Source organism: Streptomyces neyagawaensis, from assembly GCF_023516595.1.
Classification (GTDB): domain Bacteria; phylum Actinomycetota; class Actinomycetes; order Streptomycetales; family Streptomycetaceae; genus Streptomyces; species Streptomyces neyagawaensis.
Window position 1 is genome coordinate 141,008 of the sequence record NZ_JAMGBG010000048.1, and the last position, 23,247, is coordinate 164,254.

Annotated in this window: 16 protein-coding genes and 3 pseudogenes; 11 read left to right on the forward strand and 8 right to left on the reverse strand. The window is 68.8% G+C overall.

Annotated features, from left to right (window positions below; all coding sequences use genetic code 11):
• Nucleotides 1-32: 32 nt before the first annotated feature.
• From M8J73_RS21790 to M8J73_RS21805, 4 genes are all read right to left on the reverse strand, one after another.
• Entirely contained in the window at nucleotides 33-863 is an 831-nt protein-coding gene (locus tag M8J73_RS21790; protein ID WP_055537190.1) for a glutamate ABC transporter substrate-binding protein, read from the reverse strand.
• A gap of 82 nt (nucleotides 864-945) precedes the next feature.
• A complete protein-coding gene (locus tag M8J73_RS21795; RefSeq protein ID WP_079054674.1) occupies nucleotides 946-1,725 on the reverse strand; it encodes an amino acid ABC transporter ATP-binding protein in 780 nt (259 codons plus the stop codon).
• Nucleotides 1,726-1,836: 111 nt separating this feature from the next.
• The gene (locus tag M8J73_RS21800) at nucleotides 1,837-2,733 is read right to left on the reverse strand and encodes a glutamate ABC transporter substrate-binding protein (protein ID WP_055537188.1); all 897 of its coding nucleotides are present in this window, start codon (nucleotides 2,731-2,733) and stop codon (nucleotides 1,837-1,839) included.
• Nucleotides 2,730-3,419 carry a response regulator gene (locus M8J73_RS21805; RefSeq protein WP_063799156.1) on the reverse strand — a complete coding sequence of 230 codons (690 nt, stop codon included), beginning with the start codon at nucleotides 3,417-3,419 and terminating at the stop codon, nucleotides 2,730-2,732. Before M8J73_RS21805 ends, M8J73_RS21800 begins: the two co-directional genes overlap by 4 nt.
• A 200-nt stretch (nucleotides 3,420-3,619) precedes the next feature.
• Here M8J73_RS21805 and M8J73_RS21810 point away from each other — a divergent pair, with 200 nt between their 5' ends.
• Nucleotides 3,620-6,841 carry a hybrid sensor histidine kinase/response regulator gene (locus M8J73_RS21810; RefSeq protein WP_249828960.1) on the forward strand — a complete coding sequence of 1,074 codons (3,222 nt, stop codon included), beginning with the start codon at nucleotides 3,620-3,622 and terminating at the stop codon, nucleotides 6,839-6,841.
• Nucleotides 6,842-6,946: 105 nt separating this feature from the next.
• Here M8J73_RS21810 and M8J73_RS21815 read toward each other — a convergent pair whose 3' ends face one another.
• The gene (locus M8J73_RS21815) at nucleotides 6,947-7,846 is read right to left on the reverse strand and encodes a LysR family transcriptional regulator (RefSeq protein WP_055540030.1); all 900 of its coding nucleotides are present in this window, start codon (nucleotides 7,844-7,846) and stop codon (nucleotides 6,947-6,949) included.
• 98 nt (nucleotides 7,847-7,944) lie between these two features.
• Here M8J73_RS21815 and M8J73_RS21820 point away from each other — a divergent pair, with 98 nt between their 5' ends.
• The 3 genes from M8J73_RS21820 (at nucleotide 7,945) to M8J73_RS21830 (ending at nucleotide 10,847) form a co-directional block, all read left to right on the forward strand.
• Nucleotides 7,945-8,310, forward strand: coding sequence for a YybH family protein (locus M8J73_RS21820; protein WP_055540029.1), 366 nt, complete (start codon nucleotides 7,945-7,947; stop codon nucleotides 8,308-8,310).
• A gap of 123 nt (nucleotides 8,311-8,433) precedes the next feature.
• Nucleotides 8,434-8,991 carry a PadR family transcriptional regulator gene (locus M8J73_RS21825; protein WP_055540028.1) on the forward strand — a complete coding sequence of 186 codons (558 nt, stop codon included), beginning with the start codon at nucleotides 8,434-8,436 and terminating at the stop codon, nucleotides 8,989-8,991.
• Nucleotides 8,992-9,122: 131 nt separating this feature from the next.
• The gene (locus tag M8J73_RS21830) at nucleotides 9,123-10,847 is read left to right on the forward strand and encodes an acyl-CoA dehydrogenase family protein (protein ID WP_055540027.1); all 1,725 of its coding nucleotides are present in this window, start codon (nucleotides 9,123-9,125) and stop codon (nucleotides 10,845-10,847) included.
• Between the two features lie 188 nt (nucleotides 10,848-11,035).
• Here the strand turns inward: M8J73_RS21830 and M8J73_RS21835 are convergent, their stop codons facing one another.
• Nucleotides 11,036-11,512 (reverse strand): GNAT family N-acetyltransferase, encoded by a 477-nt coding sequence (locus M8J73_RS21835; protein WP_055540032.1) that lies wholly within the window; start codon nucleotides 11,510-11,512, stop codon nucleotides 11,036-11,038.
• A gap of 182 nt (nucleotides 11,513-11,694) precedes the next feature.
• Entirely contained in the window at nucleotides 11,695-12,834 is a 1,140-nt protein-coding gene (locus M8J73_RS21840; RefSeq protein ID WP_055540026.1) for a PucR family transcriptional regulator, read from the reverse strand.
• An 86-nt stretch (nucleotides 12,835-12,920) separates the two neighbouring features.
• Between M8J73_RS21840 and M8J73_RS21845 the strand changes: the two genes are divergently transcribed.
• The 3 genes from M8J73_RS21845 to M8J73_RS21855 all read left to right on the forward strand — a co-directional run bounded on the left by M8J73_RS21845 (nucleotide 12,921) and on the right by M8J73_RS21855 (nucleotide 15,717).
• Nucleotides 12,921-13,982, forward strand: coding sequence for a ferredoxin reductase (locus tag M8J73_RS21845; protein WP_055540025.1), 1,062 nt, complete (start codon nucleotides 12,921-12,923; stop codon nucleotides 13,980-13,982).
• Nucleotides 13,983-13,989: 7 nt separating this feature from the next.
• Nucleotides 13,990-15,108 (forward strand): fatty acid desaturase family protein, encoded by a 1,119-nt coding sequence (locus M8J73_RS21850; RefSeq protein ID WP_055540024.1) that lies wholly within the window; start codon nucleotides 13,990-13,992, stop codon nucleotides 15,106-15,108.
• A 153-nt stretch (nucleotides 15,109-15,261) separates the two neighbouring features.
• Nucleotides 15,262-15,717 carry an ATP-binding protein gene (locus M8J73_RS21855; protein WP_107424018.1) on the forward strand — a complete coding sequence of 152 codons (456 nt, stop codon included), beginning with the start codon at nucleotides 15,262-15,264 and terminating at the stop codon, nucleotides 15,715-15,717.
• Nucleotides 15,718-15,837: 120 nt separating this feature from the next.
• Here the strand turns inward: M8J73_RS21855 and M8J73_RS21860 are convergent, their stop codons facing one another.
• Nucleotides 15,838-17,790 (reverse strand): RICIN domain-containing protein, encoded by a 1,953-nt coding sequence (locus tag M8J73_RS21860; RefSeq protein WP_055540023.1) that lies wholly within the window; start codon nucleotides 17,788-17,790, stop codon nucleotides 15,838-15,840.
• A 503-nt stretch (nucleotides 17,791-18,293) separates the two neighbouring features.
• On the opposite strand from M8J73_RS21860, the pseudogene M8J73_RS21865 reads away from it, so the two are divergent.
• The 4 genes and pseudogenes from M8J73_RS21865 to M8J73_RS21880 all read left to right on the forward strand — a co-directional run.
• Nucleotides 18,294-18,437 (forward strand): annotated as a pseudogene (locus M8J73_RS21865) (AbfB domain-containing protein); the annotation flags it as partial.
• Between the two features lie 163 nt (nucleotides 18,438-18,600).
• Nucleotides 18,601-20,382, forward strand: a pseudogene (locus tag M8J73_RS21870) (family 43 glycosylhydrolase); the annotation flags it as partial.
• Nucleotides 20,383-20,427: 45 nt separating this feature from the next.
• A pseudogene (locus tag M8J73_RS45900) lies at nucleotides 20,428-20,835 on the forward strand (AbfB domain-containing protein); the annotation flags it as partial.
• A 77-nt stretch (nucleotides 20,836-20,912) separates the two neighbouring features.
• Complete coding sequence (locus tag M8J73_RS21880; protein WP_055540021.1) at nucleotides 20,913-23,180, forward strand: glycoside hydrolase family 97 protein; 2,268 nt, start codon at nucleotides 20,913-20,915, stop codon at nucleotides 23,178-23,180.
• Nucleotides 23,181-23,247: the final 67 nt, after the last annotated feature.

Here is a 23,247-nt window from a genome sequence, read left to right on the forward strand (position 1 = left end):
GCCGCCCGGTGGCCCGCCGTTCGGCGTCGTCGTCAGTACCGCTCGAGGCGCGGGACGGGGAATCCGGAGGCGGGGAGGTTGGCCTTGAGCGCAATGTCCCAGGAGCCGTCGGACACCATCTTCGCCAGCGCGTCGTTGACCGCGTCCCGGCCCTTCTTGTCGTCCTTCTTCAGCCCGATGCCGTACTTCTCCTCGCTGAAGGGCGAGTCGAGCACCCGCAGCTTGTCGGGGTGCTGGGCCGCATAGCCGTAGAGGATGGAGTTGTCGGTGGTGACCGCGTCCAACTGGCCGGTGAGCACCCGGTCCACGCAGGCGGAGTAGGTCCGTTCCTCCTGGAGCTGCACGTCCTTGGCGTACTTGTCCTTGATCAGTTGCGCGGAGGTCGAGCCCGCGACCGAACACAGCTTCTTGCCGTTGAGCGACTTCGGCCCCGTGATGCCCTTGTTGTCCTTGCGGACCAGCAGGTCCTGGCCGGCGATCAGGTAGGGGCCGGCGAAGGCGACCTTCTGCTTGCGGGCGTCGTTGATGGAGTAGGTGGCGACGACCATGTCGACCTGGCCCTGCTGGAGGAACGCCTCCCTGTTGGCCGACACGGCCTCCTTGAAGGTGATGTCCTTCTGGTCGACTCCCAGTTCCTTGGCGACGTACTTGGCGACGTCGATGTCGAAGCCGGTGAAGGAGCCGTCCGGGGTGCGCAGGCCGAGCCCGGGCTGGTCGGCCTTCACGCCGATGACGAGCTTCTTGTCCTTCGCGGCCCGGTCGACGACGGACGATCCGGTGTCGTCGCCGCCGTTTCCGCAGGCGCCGACGCTCAGTACGACGATCACGGAGGTGAGAGCGACGCTGATCAGTCTCTTGGACATGTTGATTCCTTCTATGACAGACGGGAAGAGGGTCTGGAGGTGCGGGTGCGCGCGGCCCTCGGACGGCCGGCGGGTCCAGGTGTCAGTGGGTGAGGATCTTGGCGAGGAACGCCTGGGCGCGTTCACTGCGCGGGTTGTCGAAGAACTCGTGGGGGGTGTTCTCCTCGACGATCTGGCCGTCGGCCATGAACACGACGCGATCGGCGGCCCGGCGGGCGAAGCCCATCTCGTGCGTCACCACGACCATCGTCATGCCGTCCCGGGCGAGGGCCGTCATCACGTCCAGCACCTCGTTGACCATCTCGGGGTCGAGGGCGGAGGTCGGCTCGTCGAACAGGATCACCTTCGGGTCCATGGCCAGCGCCCGGGCGATGGCCACCCGCTGCTGCTGTCCTCCGGACAGTTGGGCCGGGTACTTGTGGGCCTGGCTGCCGATACCGACGCGGTCGAGGAGTTCGTGGGCGCGCTGCTCGGCGGCCCTACGGTTCTGCTTCAGCACCTTGACCGGGGCGAGGGTGACGTTGTCCAGGACCGTCTTGTGGGCGAAGAGGTTGAAGCCCTGGAAGACCATGCCCACTTCGGCGCGCAGTCGTGCGAGCTGCCTGCCCTCGGTGGGCAACGGCGTGCCGTCGACAGTGATGGCGCCGGAGTCGATCGTCTCCAACCGGTTGATGGCGCGGCAGAGCGTGGACTTGCCGGACCCCGAGGGACCGATCAGCACCACGACCTCACCGCGGCTCACAGCCAGGTCGATGTCCTTCAGCACATGCAGGGGCCCGTAGTGCTTGTTGACCTTGTCGAGCACCACCAGGTCGGTGCTCGGCACCGCCCGCCGATGCGTCGCGGACATAACCTTGGTCATGGGAACACATCCCTCCCTTCCTCGGATTCGCCGACCGCGATGCCGTTCTCGGCGGCGATGGCGTCACCGTAGGAAAAGCGCACTCCCGCAAAGGGCTTGTGCGCTTTCTGCTCAGCGGGAGGGTGCGGAAAGGGAGGATGAAGAGCGGGAAAGGGAGGATGAAGAAGGGGAAAGCGACGGCTTGGCCGCCTTCGCGGGCACGTTCATCACGCCGATGGTGTCCCGGAATGCCTTGTCCCAGCGGCCGTCGCGCACATACCGCTGGATCAGCCCGCTCAGATAGTCGCGGAAGTCGGTGTCGCCCCGGCGCACGCCGATGCCGTAGGGCTCCCTTCCAAAAGGCTTGCCGACGAGCCGGACCGTGTCCGGGTACTGGCTCATCATGCCCAGCAGAATGGACTCGTCCGTGCTGATCGCGTCGATCCGCCCGTCGACCAGCGCGGACATGCACTCGCTGTAGGTGTCGACGAGGACCAGTCGGGCGCGCGGGACCTCGCCCCGCAACCGCTGCGCGGACGTGGAGCCCGCCGCGGTGCACACGTCCCGGCCGGCGAGGTCGGCGAGGTCGTGGATGCCCCGTTCGTCGCGGCGGACCAGCACGTCCTGACTGGAGTAGTAGTACGGGTCGGTGAAGTCCACGAGTTTGCGGCGCTCTTCGCTGATCGAGTACGTCGCCACCACGATGTCGACGACACCGCGGCGCAGGAAGTCCTCGCGGTTGCGGGGCATGGTCTCGATGAACCGGATGTTGCGCTCGCTGCCGGTGAGGTCCTTCGCCACCATGCGGGCGATCTCCGCGTCGAATCCGGTGATCCGGCCGGTGGAGGGGTCCTTGTACCCGAAGAGCGGATGATCGAACTTGATGCCGACGGTGAACGTGCCCCGGTCCTCGATGCGGGCCATGGCCGACCCCCCGGGGAAGCGTGCCCCGGTGTCCGGACCGGGCAGGCCGCAGCCGCCGACCAGCAGACAGCTCAGCGCGGCCAGTACCGCGCGGCGGGAGGTCATGAGTCGCAGAAGCGGTAGCGGTGCTGCGGCCGTCCCGACGACCCGTAGCGCAAGCTGGTCACGACGTCTCCCCGGTCGGCCAGATACTCGAGATACCGCCTGGCGGTGGCCCTGCTGATGCCGACGGCCTCGGCGGTCTCGTGAGCCGACAGATCCCGTCCCGCGGCGGCCAGCGCGTCGAGCACCACCCGCTCGGTCGCGGCCGAGATGCTCTTGGGCCGGACGACCGCGTCGAGGTGCAGGGAGCGGAAGACGCGGTCGATCGCGCGCTGCTCCACCATCCCCTCGCCGGCCGACAGGTGTGCCGAGGCTGCCGCGTATCTGAGGAGGGTCTGTTCCACGGTGCCTGTCCGGGCGGGCTTGATCAGGTAGTAGAGGGCGCCCCGCTGCATCGCGGCCTGTACGGCGGCGGACTCCCTCCTGCCGGAGATCACGATGACGTCGGTGGGCGAACAGTCGGGTCGCCGAAGCTGATGGGCCACGTCCAGGCCTGAGATGTCGGGCAGATGCAGATCGAGAAGGACCAGGCGCGGTGCGAACCGGCGCGCGGCGGCCAGCGCCTCGCGCCCGGTGTGCGCGATGGCCACGACCCTGAACCCGGGGATCCGGTTGACCTGCGCCCGCAGGGCAGTGGTGACGACCGGGTCGTCGTCCACGATGAGAAGGGTTATCTCCTTCGACGCCATCGCCACGCTCCTCGTTTCGGCGACCGTCCAGACGACCCCATAGATTCTCAATCGACGCGGTGTCCCCTCGGCATTTTGAGCATTGTGCTCACCGCGAATATCTCTTTCAACCGCTTGACCTACTATTTTTTTCCCGGCAACCACTCTTGTTACTGCGGCAGCATCTCGATGAGCCGCCGGTTCACCTGGAGGTGAACGCATTGGGAGGGCGACTCTCCAGGACCGGACGGCGTGCCTGGTCGTTTCGGCGCCGCGGTGACGGCGACCGGGGATGGCTGTTCGCGGTGGCCGCGCTGTGGGTGCTGCTCGGCCTGCTGCCGCTCGGGCTGCTGACCTCGTCGAGTGTGACGCTGTCCGACCGGGCCGTCCGCAGCGAGGTGCGCGACCGGGTCGAGACGACCGCCGCGGTGAGCCGGGTGGTCGTGGAGCAGCAGATGGGGACGTTGAAGCAGCTCGTCAGCGCCTACGCCCAGCGGCCCGAGATACGCGCCTCGGTCAGCTCCGGCGACCGGGCGGCCGGGCCGGGCCTGAGCGACGCGCTGGCGGAGCTGGCCCGGATGCGGCCCGGGATCAGCGGAGTGATCGTGGCCGCGCCCGATGGGCGGCTGATCGACGCCCAGCCCTCGGCCAAGCTGTTCCAGGACGTCAGCAGAACCGACTGGTACCGCGCGGTGCGCGACGACATGCAGCCGTACGTGTCGCAGGCGTACACGCCCACCATGCGGGGAGTCTCCCGTGCCGTGGCGGTCGCGGCGCCGATCCCCGGCGAGGACGGCCGGGAGATGCTGGGCATCCTGACCGCCGTCTACAGCCTGGACGCGATCCAGGCGTACGCCTCCGAGGCCGCCGCGGCTCAGGGGATCCGGCTGCTGATCACGGACCGGGCCGGGGTCCTCGTGGCGGACCCGGCGGGCCGGCTGTTCGCGCTCACCTCCTTGCGGGAGGACGCGCGGGTGGACGCGGCGCTGGCCGGACGCAGGGTTTTCACCGGCTGGCGCGGCACCGAGGGGGCGGTGCTCTCGGCCTCCGAGCCCATCCCGGGCATCGGCTGGACGGTCACCGCGGAGGTGCCCGCCGCCGAGGCACTGGCCTCCGCGGAGCATTTGCGCAGCCGGGTACTGTTCATCGCCGCCCTGCTCACCGCCTTGATCCTGGCCGGGCTCGGCTTCCAGATCCACACCAGCCGCAGCCGTCGACGGGCGCAGCGGACCCTGGCGCGCTACGCGGACGCGCTCGCCACGGCGCGGGACGAGGCGGTGCGGGCCTCGGCCGCCAAGTCCGAGTTCCTGGCCAAGGTCAGCCACGAGATCCGTACGCCGATCAACGGCGTACTGGGCATGAACACCCTCCTGCTCGACACCCGCATGGACGACGAGCAGCGCCACTACGCGAGCACCGTGCAGGAATCCGCGCAGAACCTGCTCCGACTGCTGGACGACTTCCTCGATCTGTCGAAGGTCGAGGCAGGCCGTCTGAAGATCGAGAGGGTGGCCTTCGACCTGCCCCGGCTGTGCGACGAGGTCGTGGCCCTGTTCGCCCCGCACGCCTACCGGCAGGGCCTGTGGCTGACGCTCCGCCTGGCCGACGACCTCCCGCAGCACGTGGCCGGCGATCCCGTCCGGCTCCGGCAAGTGCTGACCAACATCATCGGCAACGCCATGAAGTTCACCGTCCAGGGCGGGATCGACCTGGAGGTCACTCTGGAGGCCGACCGCGATCAGAGTGCTCCGTCGCTGGAGCCGGACGACGATCGACGTGCCCCGTCGCTGGAGTCAGGCCGCGATCATCCTGCCCCGTCGCTGGAGCCCGACCACGCTCGACGTGACCCGTCACTGGAGCCCGACCACCGTCGACGTGCCCCGTCCATCGCCGACCGGGCGACCTTGCGGTTCACCGTCCGTGACACCGGCATCGGTGTCGGCCCCGAGGACCGGGACCGGGTCTTCGAGACCTTCCGTCGGCTCGACTCGCCCATCACGCGCCGCACCGGCGGCAGCGGGCTGGGGCTTGCCATCAGCCGTCAGTTGGTCGAACTGATGGGCGGCAGGATCGGGCTGGACAGTGTGAAGGGCGTCGGCAGCCGTTTCTGGGTGACCCTGCCCCTGGACGTCCTCGCCCGGACCGCCCCCGCCCACGAGGAACTGCGCGGTCGCCGTGTCCTCATCGCCGACGCGGACGAGGACAACCGGGACCTGGCGCGCCGTATTCTGTCCGGTGCCGGTCTGGTGGTGGAAGAAGCGGCGGACGCTGCCGCAGCCACGGCCACGCTACGAACCGCGGCAGCGGCCCGGTCGCCGTTCGACCTGGCCGTCATCGACCTGCACATGTCCCTCGCCGGAAACGGTACGCGTCCGGCCCGGCCGGATGACGACGACGAGGGGTCACTGGCCGATGTCGTCCTCGCCGACCCTCAGCTCCGAGCGACCAGCGTCATCGTGCTGATCACTCCGGGACGCACCGGTGTCGCTTGGCCGACCGCCTCCCGCACCAAGGACCGGATCGTCCAGTCGGTGACGTTGCCCCTGAGCCGGCGCCTTCTGCTGGCGGCGGTCCAGAACGCGCTCGGCACGACGGGATCCCTCGACCCCCAGGGGGTCCTCCCCCAGCAGTACGACGGCGGAACATACGATCACCCGGACGTCGGGGCAGGCCCGCTCCGCCCCGCCCGCCCCGCCCGCCCCGTCCGCCCTGTCCGTGTCCTCGTCGTCGAGGACGACGACGTCAGTTCCCAGGTCGCACGGCTCGTTCTGCAGAAGGCGGGCCACCAGGTCGACGTGGTCGACGACGGTGAGCGTGCCGTGCGGGCCGTCCTCCGCAAGCAGTACGACCTGGTCCTCATGGACTGTCAGCTGCCGGGACTGGACGGCCTCGCCGCGACGGCCGAGATCAGGCGGCGCCAGGCCCGATCCGAGCGCGTGCCGATCATCGCGATGACGGCGGCGGCCATGCCGGACGACCGGGTCCGCTGCATCGAGGCGGGCATGGACGACCACCTCACCAAGCCGGTGGACTGGACGCAGGTGCTGGCCCGTATCGCCGTGTGGGTGGCGGCGGAACCGCCCACCGAGCCCGCCCCGCCGACCGCTTCGAGCACTCCGGCGGAGCTCGACGGTCTGCCCGCCGAGGACATCGCGGCCATCGCGGACGCGTTCGCGGCTTCGACCCCCGACATCCTCGGCCGGCTCCGCCGGACACTGGAGGCCGGGGACTTCGATGCGGCACGCCTGCTGGCGCACCGCCTCAAGGGCAGTTGCGCGACCGTGGGAGCCGGCCGGGCGGCGGAACTCTGCCAGAACATCGAAGCCGCTGCCGCCGCACGGCGGCCGTGGACGGCTCACGACGAAGCCCCGCTCCCGGCGGTCCTGACGCAACTGGCGGACGAGATGCGCCGGGCCACGCAGGAGTTGCGCAGCCGATGCTGAGGATCGAGCTCGCTGGAACTGAAGGAACTTCGGCCGGAACGCAAGATCCGTCGCCCTGAAGTCAGGGGATCCGTCGCCCTGAAGTCAGGGGATGCACCGGCGAGTTCACCGGGAAGTCGCGGGGTCGGGCTTGGTGAATGCTCGTCGGCTGTGCGCGAGCAGCTCACGCATCCCCGGGCTGTGCGTGTTCTTCCAGATCAGGGCGAGCAGTGCGGGTGTAGCGACGTCATCGATGGTGCGTGCGGTGAGCCGGTCGCGGTAGTGGGCGGCCATGGAGTCGCTGAGGACGGCGACGGCGAGCCCGCGGGCCGCGAGGTCGGCAATGGCGTCCGCGGCGCTGGCTTGCAGCGCGATCGCGGGTCGGAGGTTCTGTGCGGCGCAGGCCTGGTCGAGCACCGTGCGCAGGCCGGTGCCGAGCGGCATGCACACGATCGGGTGGGCGATCACGTCGCGCAGGGTGACCCGCCGCTGTTTCGCCAAAGGGTGCCCGGCCGGGACTGCCACGGCGAGCCGCTCGCTGATGATGGTCAGCGCGTGCAGCCCCTCGGGGGTGGCGGCCGCGGCCCCGATCAGTGCCAGGTCGACGGCACCGGTGCGCACCCCCTCGACGAGCCGGTCCGAACTGTCCTCCAGCAGCGTGATCTCCACACCGGGATGTGCCTGGTGGAACGAGGCGAGGGCATCGAACAGCGGGGTGAGGGTGCAGCCGATGACCATCCCGACGGTGAGGCGCCCCCGGATCAGGTCGGTCACCTCGCCCACCGCCTGGCCGACTGCCTCAGCGGCGGCGAGCGCGGCGCGGGCGTGTTCGAGTGCGGCTTTTCCGGCGACGGTGAGGGTGACAGTGCGGGCCGACCGATCGAACAGCTCGGCACCGAGTTCCCGTTCCAGTTGGCGGATCTGGGCGCTGACGCCGGACTGGCTGATGCGCACCCGGTCGGCTGCCCGGGTGAAGTTCTGTTCCTCGGCGACCGCGACGAAGTACTCCAACTGCCTCAACTCCATGACTACAGACTCTAGTTGCCATAAGTTTCATCTGTTGGACTTCTGGCCGGTCGGTGGCCACCCTGGGAGGCGTCGAAGCCCGACGTCAGGAGGAACCCATGCCGGAGTACGAGAAGGCCATGCGCCCCGAGGACCTCACCCGCTTGTTCGTCGAACGATCCAACGCCGGTGACGCGGCCGGGGTCGCCGCACTCTACGAAGAGGGTGCGGTGATGGCCTACCCGCCCGGCGACCGGACGGTGGGCCGGGAGGCGATTCGCGCGCTGTGGGAGAAGGTGCTGGCCAACGGTCCCCGTTTCGAGCAGGAGCAACCGCTGCCGACGCTGATCAGCGGCGACATCGCCCTCACCTCGACCCCGCCGAAGGACGGGGCCGGTGCCCGGGCGCAGGTCGTCCGGCGCCAGCCTGACGGAAGCTGGCTGCGCCTGCTCGACCAGCCCGAGTTCGTCCCACCCACTCGCTGACCCTCGTTTCCGCCAGTTCGCGGAACTGAGAGCTGTCGGGACGTCCACGTGACGGCACCGGGTGAGCGGTGTCTCACCGTCACGGCGTTGCTATGCAACAAGGTGCATAGCAGGATCGTGCCCATGGCGCTCGAACACGCGATCCTCGTCTCCCTGCTGGAGAAGCCGGGCTCCGGCTATGAGTTGGCCCGGCGGTTCGAGCGGTCCATCGGATACTTCTGGACCGCCACCCACCAGCAGATCTACCGCGTGCTCAAGCGGATGGAGAGCGACGGCTGGGTCGACGTCCGCGAGGTCCCGCAGTACGGGCGCCCGGACAAGAAGGAGTACTCCGTGGCAGGGCCCGGACGGGAGGCGCTCTCCGCGTGGCTCCACGAACCGACCGAGCCCGACAGCGTCCGGCACGACCTCGCGGTGAAGATCCGCGGCGCCGCCTTCGACGACCCGGCCGCCCTGATCAGTGAGGTCGAACGACACCGACAGGCGCACACGGACCGCCTGGAGCACTACCTCGCGGGCGCGGCCCGCGACTTCGGGGATCCTCCGGCGGACGGCCCGATCGACGCCGAACGGGAACTCCAGCACGTCGTCCTGCGCGGCGGCATCGCGTACGAACGCATGATGATCGCCTGGCTCGACGACGTCCTCGCCACACTCGCCGGCTTCGCTCCCGGTCACTGACCGGCCGAGCCGGCCCCCAGAACGTCGTCCCGGAACGTAAGCCCGGAACGTGCCCCCAGACATGCCCCGGGCATGCGTTCGCACTCGCCCTCATCCATCAACCCGCAACCCTCAACCGAAAGGCGGCACTCATGACCGACGCGCTGCTCTTCAACCCGCGGACCTACGACCCCGCGCACTTCGACCCGGAGACCCGCAGGCTGCTGCGCGCCACCGTCGACTGGTTCGAGGAACGAGGCAAGCGCCGGCTGATCGAGGACTACCGGTCCCGTGCCTGGCTCGGCGACTTCCTCGCCTTCGCGGCCGAGGAAGGGCTGTTCGCGACGTTCCTCACGCCCGCCTCCGCCGCCGCGGAGGGCGAGGGCGACAAGCGCTGGGACACCGCCCGTATCGCCGCCCTCAACGAGATACTCGGCTTCTACGGCCTCGACTACTGGTACGCGTGGCAGGTCACCATCCTCGGACTCGGGCCGGTCTGGCAGAGCGACAACCCCGCCGCCCGTGATCGCGCCGCCGAACTGCTCTCCCGGGGTGAGGTGTTCGCCTTCGGTCTGTCCGAGAAGGCGCACGGCGCCGACATCTACTCCACCGACATGCTTCTGGAGCCGGACGGTACGGGCGGTTTCCGTGCCACCGGCTCCAAGTACTACATCGGCAACGGCAACGCGGCCGGGCTCGTCTCGGTCTTCGGCCGCCGCACCGACATCGAGGGCCCCGACGGCTATGTCTTCTTCGCCGCCGACAGCCGTCACCCGGCGTACCACCTGGTCAAGAACGTCGTCGACTCCTCGAAGTTCGTCAGCGAGTTCCGCCTGGAGGACTACCCCGTAGCCCCGGACGACGTCCTGCACACCGGCCGCGCCGCCTTCGACGCCGCCCTCAACACCGTGAACGTCGGCAAGTTCAACCTCTGCACCGCCTCCATCGGCATCTGCGAGCACGCGATGTACGAGGCCGTCACCCACGCGCAGAACCGCATCCTGTACGGCCGTCCCGTCACCGCCTTCCCGCACGTGCGGCGGGAGTTGGCCGACGCGTACGTCCGGCTCGTCGGGATGAAGCTGTTCAGCGACCGTGCCGTCGACTACTTCCGCACCGCGGGCCCCGACGACCGCCGCTACCTCCTCTTCAACCCGATGACGAAGATGAAGGTGACCACCGAGGGCGAGAAGGTCATCGACCTGATGTGGGACGTCATCGCCGCCAAGGGCTTCGAGAAGGACAACTACTTCGCCCAGGCCGCCGTCGAGATCCGCGGCCTGCCGAAGCTGGAGGGCACCGTCCACGTCAACCTGGCGCTGATCCTCAAGTTCATGCGCAACCACCTGCTCGACCCGGCGGAGTACGCGCCCGTCCCCACCCGGCTCGACGCGGCCGACGACGTCTTCCTCTTCCGGCAGGGGCCGGCCCGCGGTCTCGGCTCGGTGCGCTTCCACGACTGGCGGCCGGCCTTCGACACGTACGCCCACCTGCCCAACGTCGCCCGGTTCCGGGAACAGGCCGACGCGCTCTGCGAGTTCGTGCTCAAGGCCGCGCCCGACGAGAAGCAGAGCCGGGATCTCGATCTGCTCCTCTCCGTCGGGCAGCTCTTCGCGCTCGTCGTCCACGGGCAGCTGGTCCTGGAGCAGGCAGCCCTGTCGGACCTCGACGAGGACGTGCTCGACGAGCTGTTCGCCGTCCTCGTGCGGGACTTCTCCGCCCATGCCGTCGAACTGCACGGCAAGGACTCCGCGACCGAGGAGCAGCAGCTCTGGGCGCTCGGCGCGGTCCGGCGGCCGGTCGTCGACGGGGCGCGTTCGGAGCGGGTCTGGCAGCGCGTGGAAGCTCTGTCGGGGGCGTACGAGATGACGCCCTGACGCCTGGCGAACACGCCCACGGAGTACGGTGACCCGCGGAGTACGGCGGCCCGCGGAGTACGGCGGCCGCCATTTCCGTACTCCGCGGCGCGTGCGCCGGTGTGTGCCGAGCCGGTCGGCCGAAGCACGACCGGTGCTGAACCATCCTGTGCACGGTTTCGCGTTCGCCCAGCAGGGTCTCAGCTTGTTCAACCTCCGATGACCGTGGCGTCGCGGAGTCGACTGCTTGGGCAGAGGTAGAAGAGTTCGGGATCTCCCTCGTCGAGGCCGTGGAGCAGACCGACCGGGTGCCAGCCGGCGCGTTGTAGGAGCCGCTGCATGGGGTGGTTGGAGACGTTGGTCGAGGTGAACAGCTTCGCGGTGGTGCAGACCGTCTCGACGGCCGTGACGAGGCGTGCGCCCACACCTCGCCGACGGGCACTGGGGGCGACCATCAGCATGGTGACGAAGCCCTGCCCGAAAAAGCTGTACTCCAGCACGCTGTAACCCAAAGGTCCCGTTGAGTCTCGTGCCATGAGGACCACACCCTGTTCGCACCAGCGCCGGATGCTGTCCCGTCGTGCATGGTCGCCTGCTGCCGCGACGGAATCAATCTTGGCTAGCGTGGCCCAGTCCGATGGGTCCGCGCGGTCCACTTGAAGCCCGCTGAGGTTCTCGACATCCATGGGGTGCATCGTGGCAACGCAGGGGCGGTTGGTGCTTGCCATTCGGGTTCGGCCGGGCTTGGTTTCCGTCTTGTGATGTGGGGCGGCCTGGGTGGGCCGGGGTGGTTTCGGTGCACCGGCAGGGATACCCGGTCGTCGCGCGCAGGTTTTCCGAATCCTCTGCGGACCGGGTGAACAACGTGTCAGCTGTCCCGAAGACCGACCGCCAGCGTCAGTTCGAGGACCCGTTGTGGCGATGCGAGGTCCGGGAACAGCTCTCGCAGCTGCGTCATCCGGTAGCGGACGGTCTGGGGATGGACGAACAGCGCCGCCGCGACCTCCTCCCGTCTGCCCTGGTGCAGCAGCCACGCCCGCAACGTCTCCTCCAGCCGCCGCGCGGTCGCGACGGGCAGGGTCCGCAGCGGTGCCAGGGCTCGGGCACGCAGGTCGGCGAACGCGTCCATGTCGGCGCTCAGCACCAGCTCGGGCAGGTGCTCCTCGGTGTCGCGGATGTCGGAGGAGAGGGAGCGCGCGCGTACGGCACGCGCGTACGAGGCGGACGCACGGGTCCATGGCCGGGCCGGGCCGACCACGACGGTGCGGCCGGTCAGCTGCCTCAGGAGATGTGGTCGGTCGGCATCGGGGACGAGCAGCACGCCGAAGGCGTCCGGCAGATCGTCGAGGACGAGGGTGCTCGGGTCGAGAACACGGTAGGCGGGCCGGGCATCGGCGGCGGGCAGCAGGACCGCGGTCAGTGAAACCGGAGGCTGCCACCCTGCCCGTTGAGCAGAGGCCAGCAGCACGTCCGGGCTCGCGCCGGCGAGGAGATCGCGGACCAGTTGTTCCAGATGGCGCTCGTGGGCCCTGCCCCGGGCGGCCAGTTCGTCGGCGTGACCCGCGGCACTGGCGGCGGAGAGTTCGTCGATGTAGGCGAAGGTCAGCTCGGCGAACTTGGCGACCTCGGCGGCGGGCAGACCCGCGGGTACGGCCCCCGCGGCCAGGCATCGCCAGGCCACGCGGGCGCCGACGCGGTAGGCGCTGAGCAGGGCGTCCATCGAACGGCCGTCGCGCACCTCGCCGCGGCCCAGCTCGTAGGCCGCGTCACCGGCGTCACCGCCCGTGGCGTTCCCGCTCGCGAGGTCCAGGTAGTGCCCCAGGGCGGTGCGGACGGCTCGGCGGATGGTGCCGCCCATGCTGCCCGAAAGGGCGTTGGCGTAGGGAGGGACCTCGTCGATGATCGCCTGGACGACCTCGTCGGCGGTGGTCCTCAGCTCGGCCCGCAGTGCGGTGACCGTCGTCTCATCGAGGGCCAGTTCGGTGGCTCTCCGGATTGCTTGGCTCATGTTTTGTTCCCTGCGAACAATTCAGCGGACCAGATTCACGTCCTACGGTCAGGACTTTACGCCCTGCGGCGCATCAAGCTGGAGTCATGACGAGTACAGCCCTCCGTAGTAGGGCGTGGAAACTGCTGGAGATGGTCACGACGCCGGTGCTGCCGTCGGACTACCTCGACCTGGTCAGCCCGCTGCGTGCGGGCGCCGACCTGCGGGGGCGCATCGAGGCCGTACACCCGGAGACGGCTGACGCCGCGACCATCGTGATCCGGCCGGGACGGGGCTGGCGCGGCCACACAGCCGGTCAGTACGTACGCATCGGGATCGATGTCGACGGAGTGCGCCTGTGGCGTGCCTACTCGCTCACCTCGCCGACCGACCGCCAGGACGGCCGCGTCACGATCACCGTGAAGGCGATCCCGGACGGCAAGGTCAGCAACCATCTGGTCCGCAAGGTGAAACCGGGCACGCTGATCCACCTCGACCAGGCGACCGGTGACTTCGTGCTGCCGCAGGCCAAGCCCGCCAAGGTGCTCTATCTGACGGCCGGCAGCGGCATCACGCCTGTGATGGGCATGCTGCGCGACACCGAGTTCGACGACGCCGTCATGGTCCACTCCGCGCCACAGCCCCACGACGTGATCTTCCGCAAGGATCTGCACGACCTGGTCGCGGAGAAGAAGCTGCGTCTCACCGAGCTGCACACCGACACCGACGGCATGCTCGACATCGCCCGCCTCGACGAGCTCGTGCCCGACTGGGCGGAGCGCGAGACCTGGGCCTGCGGTCCCGCGGGTCTGCTCGACGCCGCCGAGCAGCACTGGAGCAGGCACGGCGTCGCGGAACGCCTGCACACCGAACGCTTCCGCCCCAGCGTCGTCGTCGCCGGCGACGGAGCCGGTGGCGAGGTCACGTTCAGCACCACCGGCAGGACCGTCGACGCGGACGGCGCGACGCCGTTGCTGGACGTCGGCGAGGAGGCCGGCGTGCTCATGCCGTCCGGGTGCCGCATGGGCATCTGCTTCGGCTGCGTCACTCCGCTCAAGGCGGGCGCCGTCCGCGACCTGCGCACCGGCGAGATCACCGAGGCCGAGCCGGGCGTCCTCATCCAGACCTGCGTGTCCGCCACGGCGGGCCCTTGCGACATCGAACGGTAGGAGCACCTTGACCGCCATCGACCCCACCGCCCATCTGACCGCGGAGCAGATCGAGGAGCTCGGCCGCGAGCTGGACGCGATCCGCGACGAGGTGATCGCGAGCCGCGGCGAGAAGGACGCCGCCTACATCCGCAAGGTCATCTCGGCGCAGCGCAAGCTGGAGCTGGTCAGCAGGGGTGTGCTGCTGTTCTCGTTCTTCCCGCCCGCGTGGATCATCGGCACCGCCGGTCTGTCCGTGGCGAAGATCATGGACAACATGGAGATCGGCCACAACATCCTGCACGGCCAGTGGGACTGGATGCGGGACCCGAAGATCCACTCCACGACCTGGGAGTGGGATCACGCCTCGCCGGCCGAGCAGTGGAAGCACTCGCACAACGAGCTGCACCACACGTACACCAACGTGATCGGCAAGGACAACGACCTCGGCTACGGCATCATGCGCGTCGACGAGGACCAGAAGTGGTACCCGTTCCACCTCGGTCAGCCGCTGTGGAACTTCATCAACGCCTGCTTCTTCGAGTACGGCATCGCCGCGTACGATCTGCAGCTCGGCAAGAACCTGCGCAAGCGCCGTCGCAAGAACCCGGAGTTCCGCGCGCAGGCCAAGGCCGTGGGCCGCAAGATCCGCAAGCAGGTGCTCAAGGACTACGTGATCCACCCGCTGCTGTCGGGTCCGTCGTTCCTCACGACGCTCGCCGCCACGTTCACCGCGAACGTGGTCCGCAACATCTGGTCGCACTCGGTGATCATGTGCGGGCACTTCCCCGAGGGCGTGCAGGTCTTCGAGCGCCGGTCGATCAAGGGCGAGACGCGCGGCCAGTGGTACCTGCGCCAGATGATGGGCTCGGCGAACATCAGCGGCAGCAAGGCCATGCACTTCATGACCGGCAATCTGTCGCACCAGATCGAGCACCACCTGTTCCCTGACCTGCCGAGCAACCGGTACGCCGAGGTCGCGGTGAAGGTGCGCGCGCTGTTCGAGAAGTACGAGCTGGAGTACGTCAGCGGGCCGCTGCCCAAGCAGGTGTTCTCCGCGTGGCGCAAGGTCTTCCGGCTGTCGCTGCCGAACAAGAAGCCGAAGGTCAAGACGCCGGACCGCGAACGGGAGCTCGCCGCGGCCTGATCCCGGTCTCGGCTCGGACCAAGGGGGCGGCGTTCGGCGTGTGCGGGTGCTGTGCCGCTGGTGGGACGGGGGCTTCCCATGCCTGTCGCGTCGGGTGCCGGGTACACGGTGCTTGCACGCGCCGGGATGGCTGACGGGGAAGGAGTCGGAGCAGTGGCGGTGAAGGCGATGGGGTGGGCGCACTCGTTCCCGATGTCGAAGGGGGTACGCGCGGGGCGGGAGTGGACACGCAGGCGTCTGGAGTCCCTGCCCTGGGCCGCCGCCGAGCCCCACACCGTGGACTCCGTCGTGCTGGCGGTGTCCGAGCTGATCACCAACGCGCACGTCCACGCACACAGCGACGCACACCTGGTCCTCACCTGGGACGGCGACTGCCTCCATGTGAGTGTCCACGACGAGGACCCGACACTGCCGCGCCAGCGCGAACCAGAGCCGGGTGAGGTCTCCGGCCGCGGAGTGGCCATCGTGCGGACCCTCGCCGACGAGTGGGGAATCAGGTGCCAACGGCAGGGCAAGACGGTGACGGCGTGCTTCCGCCCCGAAGAAGCCGATCCCGATGTCGGTCCACATGTCGCTCCCGATGTCGATCCCGCTCGTCGACCGGAGTGACGGTGCGGCATTCGATCGTGGTGCTTGCTGCGACGCCGCGCCCGCCGGGACCATTCCGCGCGACCCCGCCTCAGCAGCGATGGCGGGCGTCGGTGGACTCGACGCCCGCCGTCGGGGTGGTCAGAGGGCGATGATCTGCCACTGCTGGCGCGTCAGTGACGCGTACGGCTGCTGCTCGATGTTGGCTCCGTCGGCGGTGCTGCCCTCGTCGACGGCGAGGCAGAGCCCGCTGTAGCGGTTGATGAGGACGTAGTAGCCGTCACCGGTGGGTGTGACGGCCCAGTGCTGCTGGGGGACCGCGTCCTCCGACCAGATGCCGACGCCGCCGCCGTCGGCACGGGAGAGACCCGACACCTCCATGAGCTTGCCGCTGCCCACACCCTTGATCTTGTAGTAGCCGTCGCCGGTGTGGGTGAAGGTCCACTTCTGGTTCGCCTTGTTGAGCCACGGCCACTGCAGCACGGGGGTGTTGTTCGCCGTGCCATTGCCCTTCACGTCGGCGACCTTGCCGCTGTGCCGGGCCACCAGCCGGTAGGTGGTGCCGTCTCCGGGCAGCGTGGTGGACACCAGTGCCGGCTTGGCCGTACGGCCGCCGATGTGAACGCCGCCCATGTTGGCGTAGCCGCCGGTGGCCGCGTTGGCCTGGAGCCGCACGAAGCCCACGTTCCGGGCCGACCACTCGGCCACCTTGGGGGCACGGTTACCGGCCCACGTGCCGGTCGCGACCTGGGTGAAGTTCGTGCCGTCGGTGCTGGTGGAGATGGTGTACGAGGTGATGTCGCCGTCGGTGGCGTTGGTGCGGTTCCACTGCTTGGGCAGGTACTCCAGAGTGGAGACGTTGCTCCACACCCCGCCCAGGTCGATCGTGATCGAGTGCGGCAGGGGGGAGGGCAGTCCCCAGGTCGACCAGCAGGTCTCGTAGTTCCTGTCGCTCAGCCCGTCGATGGCGTTCAGCGGTCCCTCGCGGTCGCGGAACCCGGTCGCGTAGGCGCTGACGGGTGTCACGGGATGCTCGGCGCGCAGTGGCTGCGCGGGCAGTGGGGGCCTGGAGGTGTCGGGGCTCCAGGCCGCCCCGACTTCGGCGAGCCGGTTGACGATGTTGGTGTCCAGCCTGCCGTTGCGGTTGGGCGGGCAGTTGAGGATGAACGAGGTGTACTTCGGCTCCAGGTCCGCCAGGTGGGAGAGGATCGCGTCCTTGCTCATCAGGCCCTCGGTCGGCGTGGCGGGATGCCAGAACCAGCCGTTGCTGATCGTCTGCCCCTGCGTGGCGGCGTAGGTGTTGCCGGCCGGCGCCGAGACGCCCAGCGGCTCCTCGAAGTAGATGGCGTCGCCGAGCCACGGCACCGACAGGGCACCGTGGTCGATCATGATGATGTCCGGCTGGAGCGACTTCACGTGCTCGCGGATGCGCTGGTAGGAGACGGCCTGCTGGCCCATCTGCCATGCGTAGCCGTCGGTGATGAACATGTCGATGGTGCCGTAGTTGGTGAGCAGCTCGGTGATCTGACCGAGTATGAAGGTCATGTCGCCGGGCTGGATGGCGTCCGTGATCTCGAGGCCGGACACCTTGTGCCGGCTCTCCCATGCCTCGACGCCGAAGGTGCGGTCCCAGATCGAGTAGTAGAACGCGACCCTGAGCCCCTTCGCGCGGAAGGCGTCGCAGTACGCCTTCACCACGTCCTGCTTGTAGGAGCTGTTCGCGACGTTCTGGGTGCCGTAGGCGCTCGGCCACAGCGCGAAGCCGTCGTGGTGCTTGGTGGTCAGGATGCCGTAGCTCATCTTCGCCGCCGCGGCAGCGTCCGCCCACTGCGCGCAGTCCACGGCCGTGGGGGCGAACAACGCGGGGTTCTGGTTGGGTTCGGCCCACTCCTGGTTGGTGAAGGTGCCCAGGCTGAAGTGGTTGAACATGCCGAACCGCATGTTGGCCAGCTTCTCCAGGTTGGTCTGGGGGTCCGCTGCGGCCGCCTCCGCGAGCAGGGGCGACAGCGCGGGCACCACGGGCAGCGCGGTCGTGGCCGCGGCGGCGCCGACAGCGCCCAGAAGCGCACGACGGGACAGTCTTCCTGACGGCATGTTGACTCCCGGTTCCATTAGCACTGTGGTTCGGGTTGAGGCAGGGGGTGGGCAACCCGAGGACGTTCGGTCTCCAGGCGTTCGGGCGCGGGCTCCCTCAGGGCTCCAAGGCGCCGGACGTTACGCAAGAAGTTCGATGATGTAACTGCCTTGTGTCAACGGGTAAGTGGATGAAAGTGCGCTCGGTGGAGTCAGAAGATGTGCTTCTGGTCATTTAAGTGGCTATTTGCTCCACCGTAGACATGCAATGTCTGAGGGCAGAACCCGAGCGGGCCACCTGGCGGCCGCAGGGTGAGCAAATGCCGTGCGGCCGCCTCGCGAACGGTCGGGCGCCGCTGCCGGAAGTATTGACGCACCCCACTCCCCACACTTAGCGTCTGCCCGACCTTACGAACGTTGTTCGATTCATCGGACAAGTCGCCTTGAGGACAAAGGAGTCGGCTACCGACGGTTACCGTCCGTCGAGGGCTGGGAGGCCCCTCGCACGGCGCGACAGCGGTCACGTGCGGCCCGGCCTGGCGGGCACCGGCACCGCCTCCTTCGAGTCGGTGAACTACCCCGGCTGCTTCCTACGGCACGCAAACTACGACTTCCAGCTGGTCCGCAACGACGGCACCGCCCAGTTCGCCGCCGTCGCCACCTTCCGCGTGACGAGCTGACCCGCACGCAACAGGGCACCTCTGCGGTGCCTTTCGGTCTTCTTCAGAGGGATGTGAACCCATGCACAGCCTGAGACCCCAGGGCCGCAGGAGATTCCGGTCGGGCGCTCTCGCCGCCGTGGCCGCTGTCTCGCTCCTGGTGGGCCTCGCCGGCCCAGCGGCTCCCGCCCAGGCAGCGGAGATCACTGAGGGCCTGGCTCTCTGGTACAAACTCGACGCCACGTCGGGCACCGTGGCGGCGGACGCCTCGGGCAACGGCCGGAACGGAACCGTGAACGGCACCGCGGGCTGGTCCGGTTCCGGGGAAGGGCTCACGTTCAACGGCTCCGACACCTACATCAAGGTGCCGGACAACGTCATGAGCGGCATGAACTCGATCACCGTCTCGATGGACGTGCAGATCGACGCCAACCAGGCCACGCCGTACTTCCTCTACGGCTTCGGCAACTCCGCGGGCGGAGCCGGCAACGGGTACCTGTTCACCACCGGCAACACGTTCCGGACCGCCATCGCCTCCGGGGCCTTCTCCACTGAGCAGAACACCCGGACCACCACCGAGCTGCCGCGCGCCGTCTGGAAGCACGTCACCTACACCCAGACCGGCACCACGGGCGTGCTGTACCAGGACGGCGTGGAGGTGGCCCGCAACACCTCGGTCACCACCACCCCCGGTTCCATCGGATCCGGCACCACCACGGCCAACTACATCGGCAAGTCGCTCTACAGCGGTGACAAGCTCTTCAAGGGCAAGATGCGGGACTTCAGGGTCTACAACCGCGCACTGGCGCCCGGCGAGGTCCTCGAACTCAGCGGGAACACCACGCACATCACCGCGGCCACCCATCCCTCGCTGAAGATCGACGCCCTCATCGACGACGCCCGAAGCAAGATCACGCTGCCGGTGAAGGAGGGCACGGACCTCACCACGCTCGCCCCGCAGTTCACCCTCGTCCAGGGCGGGTCGATCAGCCCGGCCTCCGGCACCCCGCGCGACTTCACCGAGCCCGTGACGTACGAGGTGACCGGCTCCGACGGAACGAAGCGCACCTGGACGGTGGAGGCACTGGTCATGAGGAGCCCGGTTCTGCCGGGGCTCACCGCCGACCCGAACATCGTCCGCTTCGGCGACACCTACTACATCTACCCGACCACCGACGGCTTCGCGAACTGGAGCGGTACGCAGTTCAAGGCGTACTCCTCCAAGGACCTGGTCCACTGGACGGACCACGGCGTCATCCTGGATCTCGGTCCTGACATCTCCTGGACCAACAGCCGGGCCTGGGCCCCGACGATGACCGCGAAGAACGGGAAGTACTACTTCTACTACTCCGCCGACACGAACATCGGCGTCGCGGTCTCCGATTCACCCACCGGCCCGTTCAGGGACCCACTGGGCAAGCCTCTGATCGCCCGCGGCGCCCATGCCGGCCAGATGATCGACCCGGCGGTCTTCACCGACGACGACGGCCAGTCGTACCTGTACTGGGGCAACGGCCACGGCTACGTCGTCCCGCTGAACCAGGACATGGTCTCCTTCGACGCCTCGAAGGTCACCGACATCACGACGAGCGGCTACCGCGAGGGCTCCTTCGTCGTCAAGCGCAAGGGCACCTACTACTTCATGTGGTCGGAGAACGACACACGTGACGAGAACTACCGGGTCGCCTACGCCACCGGCTCCTCGCCCACCGGTCCCTGGACCAAGCGCGGCGTGATCCTGGAGAAGGACCTCTCGCTCGGCATCAAGGGCCCCGGCCACCACTCCGTGGTGCAGGTACCGGGAACCGACGACTGGTACATCGCCTACCACCGCTTCGCCATCCCCGGCGGAGACGGCACCCACCGCGAAACCACCATCGACAGGATGGAGTTCGACGGCGACGGCCTGATCAAGAAGGTCGTCCCCACCCTGAGCGGCATCACCCCGGTCTCCGGCGGCGTCACCCTGCCGACGAACACCACCCGCTCGCTCCAGTCGGTCAACTTCCCCGGCCGCTACGCCGCCGTACGCTCCGACAGCCTCGGCTACCTCGACCCGGTCACGTCCTCCAGCACGACGGCGGTCAAGCAGGGCGCAACCTTCTCGATCGTCCCCGGTCTGGCCGACGGAAGCTGCTACTCGTTCCGTGACTCCTCCGGCCGCTACCTGCGCCACAAGGACCTCCGGATCCGCGCCGACGCGAGCAACGGCACCACACTCTTCGACAAGGACGCCACCTACTGCGCCCGGTCGGGCTCGGCCACCGGTGCGGTCAGCCTGGAGTCGTACAACTACCCCGGCCGCTACCTGCGCCACTACAACTACGAGCTGCGCCTCGACACCTTCCAGGACAACGCCACCTTCCGCGCCGACAGTTCCTTCAAGGCGGTCAGCCCCTGGGCCTGATCCGCAGAAGGGCCGATCTCTCCCGGCCTCCGGCTTGAGCGCGCGCCGGACCACCCTTCAACTCTCAGGAAGGCCGTATGAAGCTCCCTCCAAGAAGCGGTATCCGAGTAGCCGGTGCGGCCACCGCCGTCCTCGCCGTCCTGGGCACGGTGACCGCGGTGCCCGCGTCCGCCGCCACGCCGGGGAGCTGGACCTCGGTCCAGCCCGGTGTCGCACAGACCGGCTGTGACGGCGTACGCGCCACCGTCGCGCTGGACGCGAACGGCGCCCTCTCGCTCGGCGCGACCTGGAACTGCCGCCAGGCCCTGACACCCGCTCCGATCGGGCTGGTGACCAGCCAGGTCGACTTCACCACCGGACTGGACTTCGTCAGCCGCACGGATACGCCCGTCACCTCCACCTACGAGGTCCAAGCGGGGAAGTCCCGCGTCCGGACGCGGTCCGCCACCGAGACGAGACTGGTGTTCGCGAAGGGCTCCGCGCGGATGACCGTGCACGTCCGCACCTCCGCGGACGGCATGGCCCTGCGCTACGAGCTGCCGTCGGGCGCGACGGTGCTGCGCGAGGCGACCTCGTTCGATCTGCCGGCCGACGCCCAGCTGTCCCGGCAGGAGTTCAGCGCCGATCACGAGCGGGGTTATGTGACCTCTCCGGTCGCCGACGTGGCGACGGGCTCCTACGACATGGGCATGTACGCCCAGCAGACCAACGGCGCGCGGGTGCTGCTCGCCGAGTCCGGTGTGGACGGCGGCTACTCGGGTGGCCGGTTCACCCACACCCAGGGCACCGACCGGTTCACCGTCGCGCTGGCCGACGCGCAGATCGTGCGGTCCGGCGCGTTCGCCACAGCCTGGCGAACCGCCGCCATCGGCAGCGCGGCGACGGTCGTGGAGTCCACCCTGGTCGACGACGTCGCGCCCGCGTCGAAGGTCTCCGACACCTCGTGGATCAAGCCGGGTATCGCCGCGTGGCCATGGCTGGACGGCATGTGGAACACCCAGCGCGATCTGACCAAGCTCAAGCAGTGGGCCGACTACGCCTCCTCGCAGGGCTGGCCCTATCTCCTGGTGGACGACGGCTGGAAGGACAACCAGGCGATCATCCCCGAGCTCGTGACCTACGCCCGGGAGCGGGGTGTGCGGATCATGCTCTGGTATCACTGGCAGGACCTGGACACCGCCGCCGAGCGGGACACCCAGTTCACCAAGATCACTGGGTGGGGTGTCGCCGGCGTCAAGATGGACTTCATGGGTTCCGAGGCCCAGGCCCGTCAGCAGTGGTACGACGAGGCCCTGGCCGACACCGCCCGCTACAAGCTGATGGTCGACCTGCACGGCTCGCGCCTGTCCGTCGGCGTCCACCGCACCTGGCCGCACGTGCTGACCAACGAGGCCGTCCGGGGCGAGGAATACCCCGGTGGCCGGAACATCGGGCACGTGGCCGCCCTGCCGTTCACGCGCGGTGTCCTCGGCCCGGCCGACTACTCGCCGATGAGCTTCCAGCAGGGCAACCCGAACAGCGACGCCGCCGAACTCGCCCTCGGCGTACTCCTGGACAGCGGCATCATGCTGCCCGGCGGCCGCATCTCGGACTACCAGGCCCGTCCCGAGGCACAGCGGTGGCTGCGCCTGCTGCCGACCGTGTGGGACGAGACGAAGTACGTCTCGGGCGACCCGCTCACCGGAGGGGTCGTCGCGCGCCGCAGCGGCGACCGGTGGTTCGTCGGCGCGCTCAGGCGCGGCGGCGCCACGACCATCAGCTACCCGACGACGTTCCTCGGCTCCGGTACCTGGCACGCGGAGATCACCACCGACGGCCCCGACGGCCTGATCCGCACCAGCAAGGTCATCCAGGCCGGTGACACACTGAGCGTCCCGGCGGTCGCCAACGGCGGCCATGCGGTCAGGCTGACCAAGGTCGCGGCCCTCCCGACCGGGAACCGCACGGTGACCATCGCCGGCAGCAGCCATGTACTCGACGTGAAGAGCGCGAGCCTCGCGAACGACGCGGAGATCATCCGCTGGCCCGGCACCGGCGGCGCCAACCAGCGCTTCGCGTTCGTGCCCCTCGGCGACGGATACACGCGGATCGTCAACCAGGCCAGTGGCAGGGACGTCGTGATCCGGTACGCGTCGCGCGACGCGGGCGCGAAGGCGATCCAGTACACCTACGAAGCGGGCGAGAACACCAACGACGAATGGCTGGCCGAAGACGCGGGCAACGGCCGCGTCCGGTTCCTCAACCGCCACAGCGGTCTCTACCTCACCGCGGGCAACGCCCAGGGCGACCAGTTGGAGCAACGCCCGTTCGACGGCGGCGACCACCAGATGTTCACCGTCTCCTGAGAACCGTCTGTGCGCCCGGCCCTGACGCTCGCATCAGGGCCGGGCGCCTGTCGACGGAGAGGGAGAC

Coding starts and splice junctions, on each gene's coding strand:
- M8J73_RS21830 (WP_055540027.1), top strand. CDS start 9,123: ATGACCGACGCGCTGCTCTTCAACCCGCGGACCTACGACCCCGCGCAC.
- M8J73_RS21795 (WP_079054674.1), bottom strand. CDS start 1,725: ATGACCAAGGTTATGTCCGCGACGCATCGGCGGGCGGTGCCGAGCACC.
- M8J73_RS21860 (WP_055540023.1), bottom strand. CDS start 17,790: ATGCCGTCAGGAAGACTGTCCCGTCGTGCGCTTCTGGGCGCTGTCGGC.
- M8J73_RS21800 (WP_055537188.1), bottom strand. CDS start 2,733: ATGACCTCCCGCCGCGCGGTACTGGCCGCGCTGAGCTGTCTGCTGGTC.
- M8J73_RS21805 (WP_063799156.1), bottom strand. CDS start 3,419: ATGGCGTCGAAGGAGATAACCCTTCTCATCGTGGACGACGACCCGGTC.
- M8J73_RS21845 (WP_055540025.1), top strand. CDS start 12,921: ATGACGAGTACAGCCCTCCGTAGTAGGGCGTGGAAACTGCTGGAGATG.
- M8J73_RS21790 (WP_055537190.1), bottom strand. CDS start 863: ATGTCCAAGAGACTGATCAGCGTCGCTCTCACCTCCGTGATCGTCGTA.
- M8J73_RS21835 (WP_055540032.1), bottom strand. CDS start 11,512: ATGGATGTCGAGAACCTCAGCGGGCTTCAAGTGGACCGCGCGGACCCA.
- M8J73_RS21840 (WP_055540026.1), bottom strand. CDS start 12,834: ATGAGCCAAGCAATCCGGAGAGCCACCGAACTGGCCCTCGATGAGACG.
- M8J73_RS21880 (WP_055540021.1), top strand. CDS start 20,913: ATGAAGCTCCCTCCAAGAAGCGGTATCCGAGTAGCCGGTGCGGCCACC.
- M8J73_RS21820 (WP_055540029.1), top strand. CDS start 7,945: ATGCCGGAGTACGAGAAGGCCATGCGCCCCGAGGACCTCACCCGCTTG.
- M8J73_RS21815 (WP_055540030.1), bottom strand. CDS start 7,846: ATGGAGTTGAGGCAGTTGGAGTACTTCGTCGCGGTCGCCGAGGAACAG.
- M8J73_RS21825 (WP_055540028.1), top strand. CDS start 8,434: ATGGCGCTCGAACACGCGATCCTCGTCTCCCTGCTGGAGAAGCCGGGC.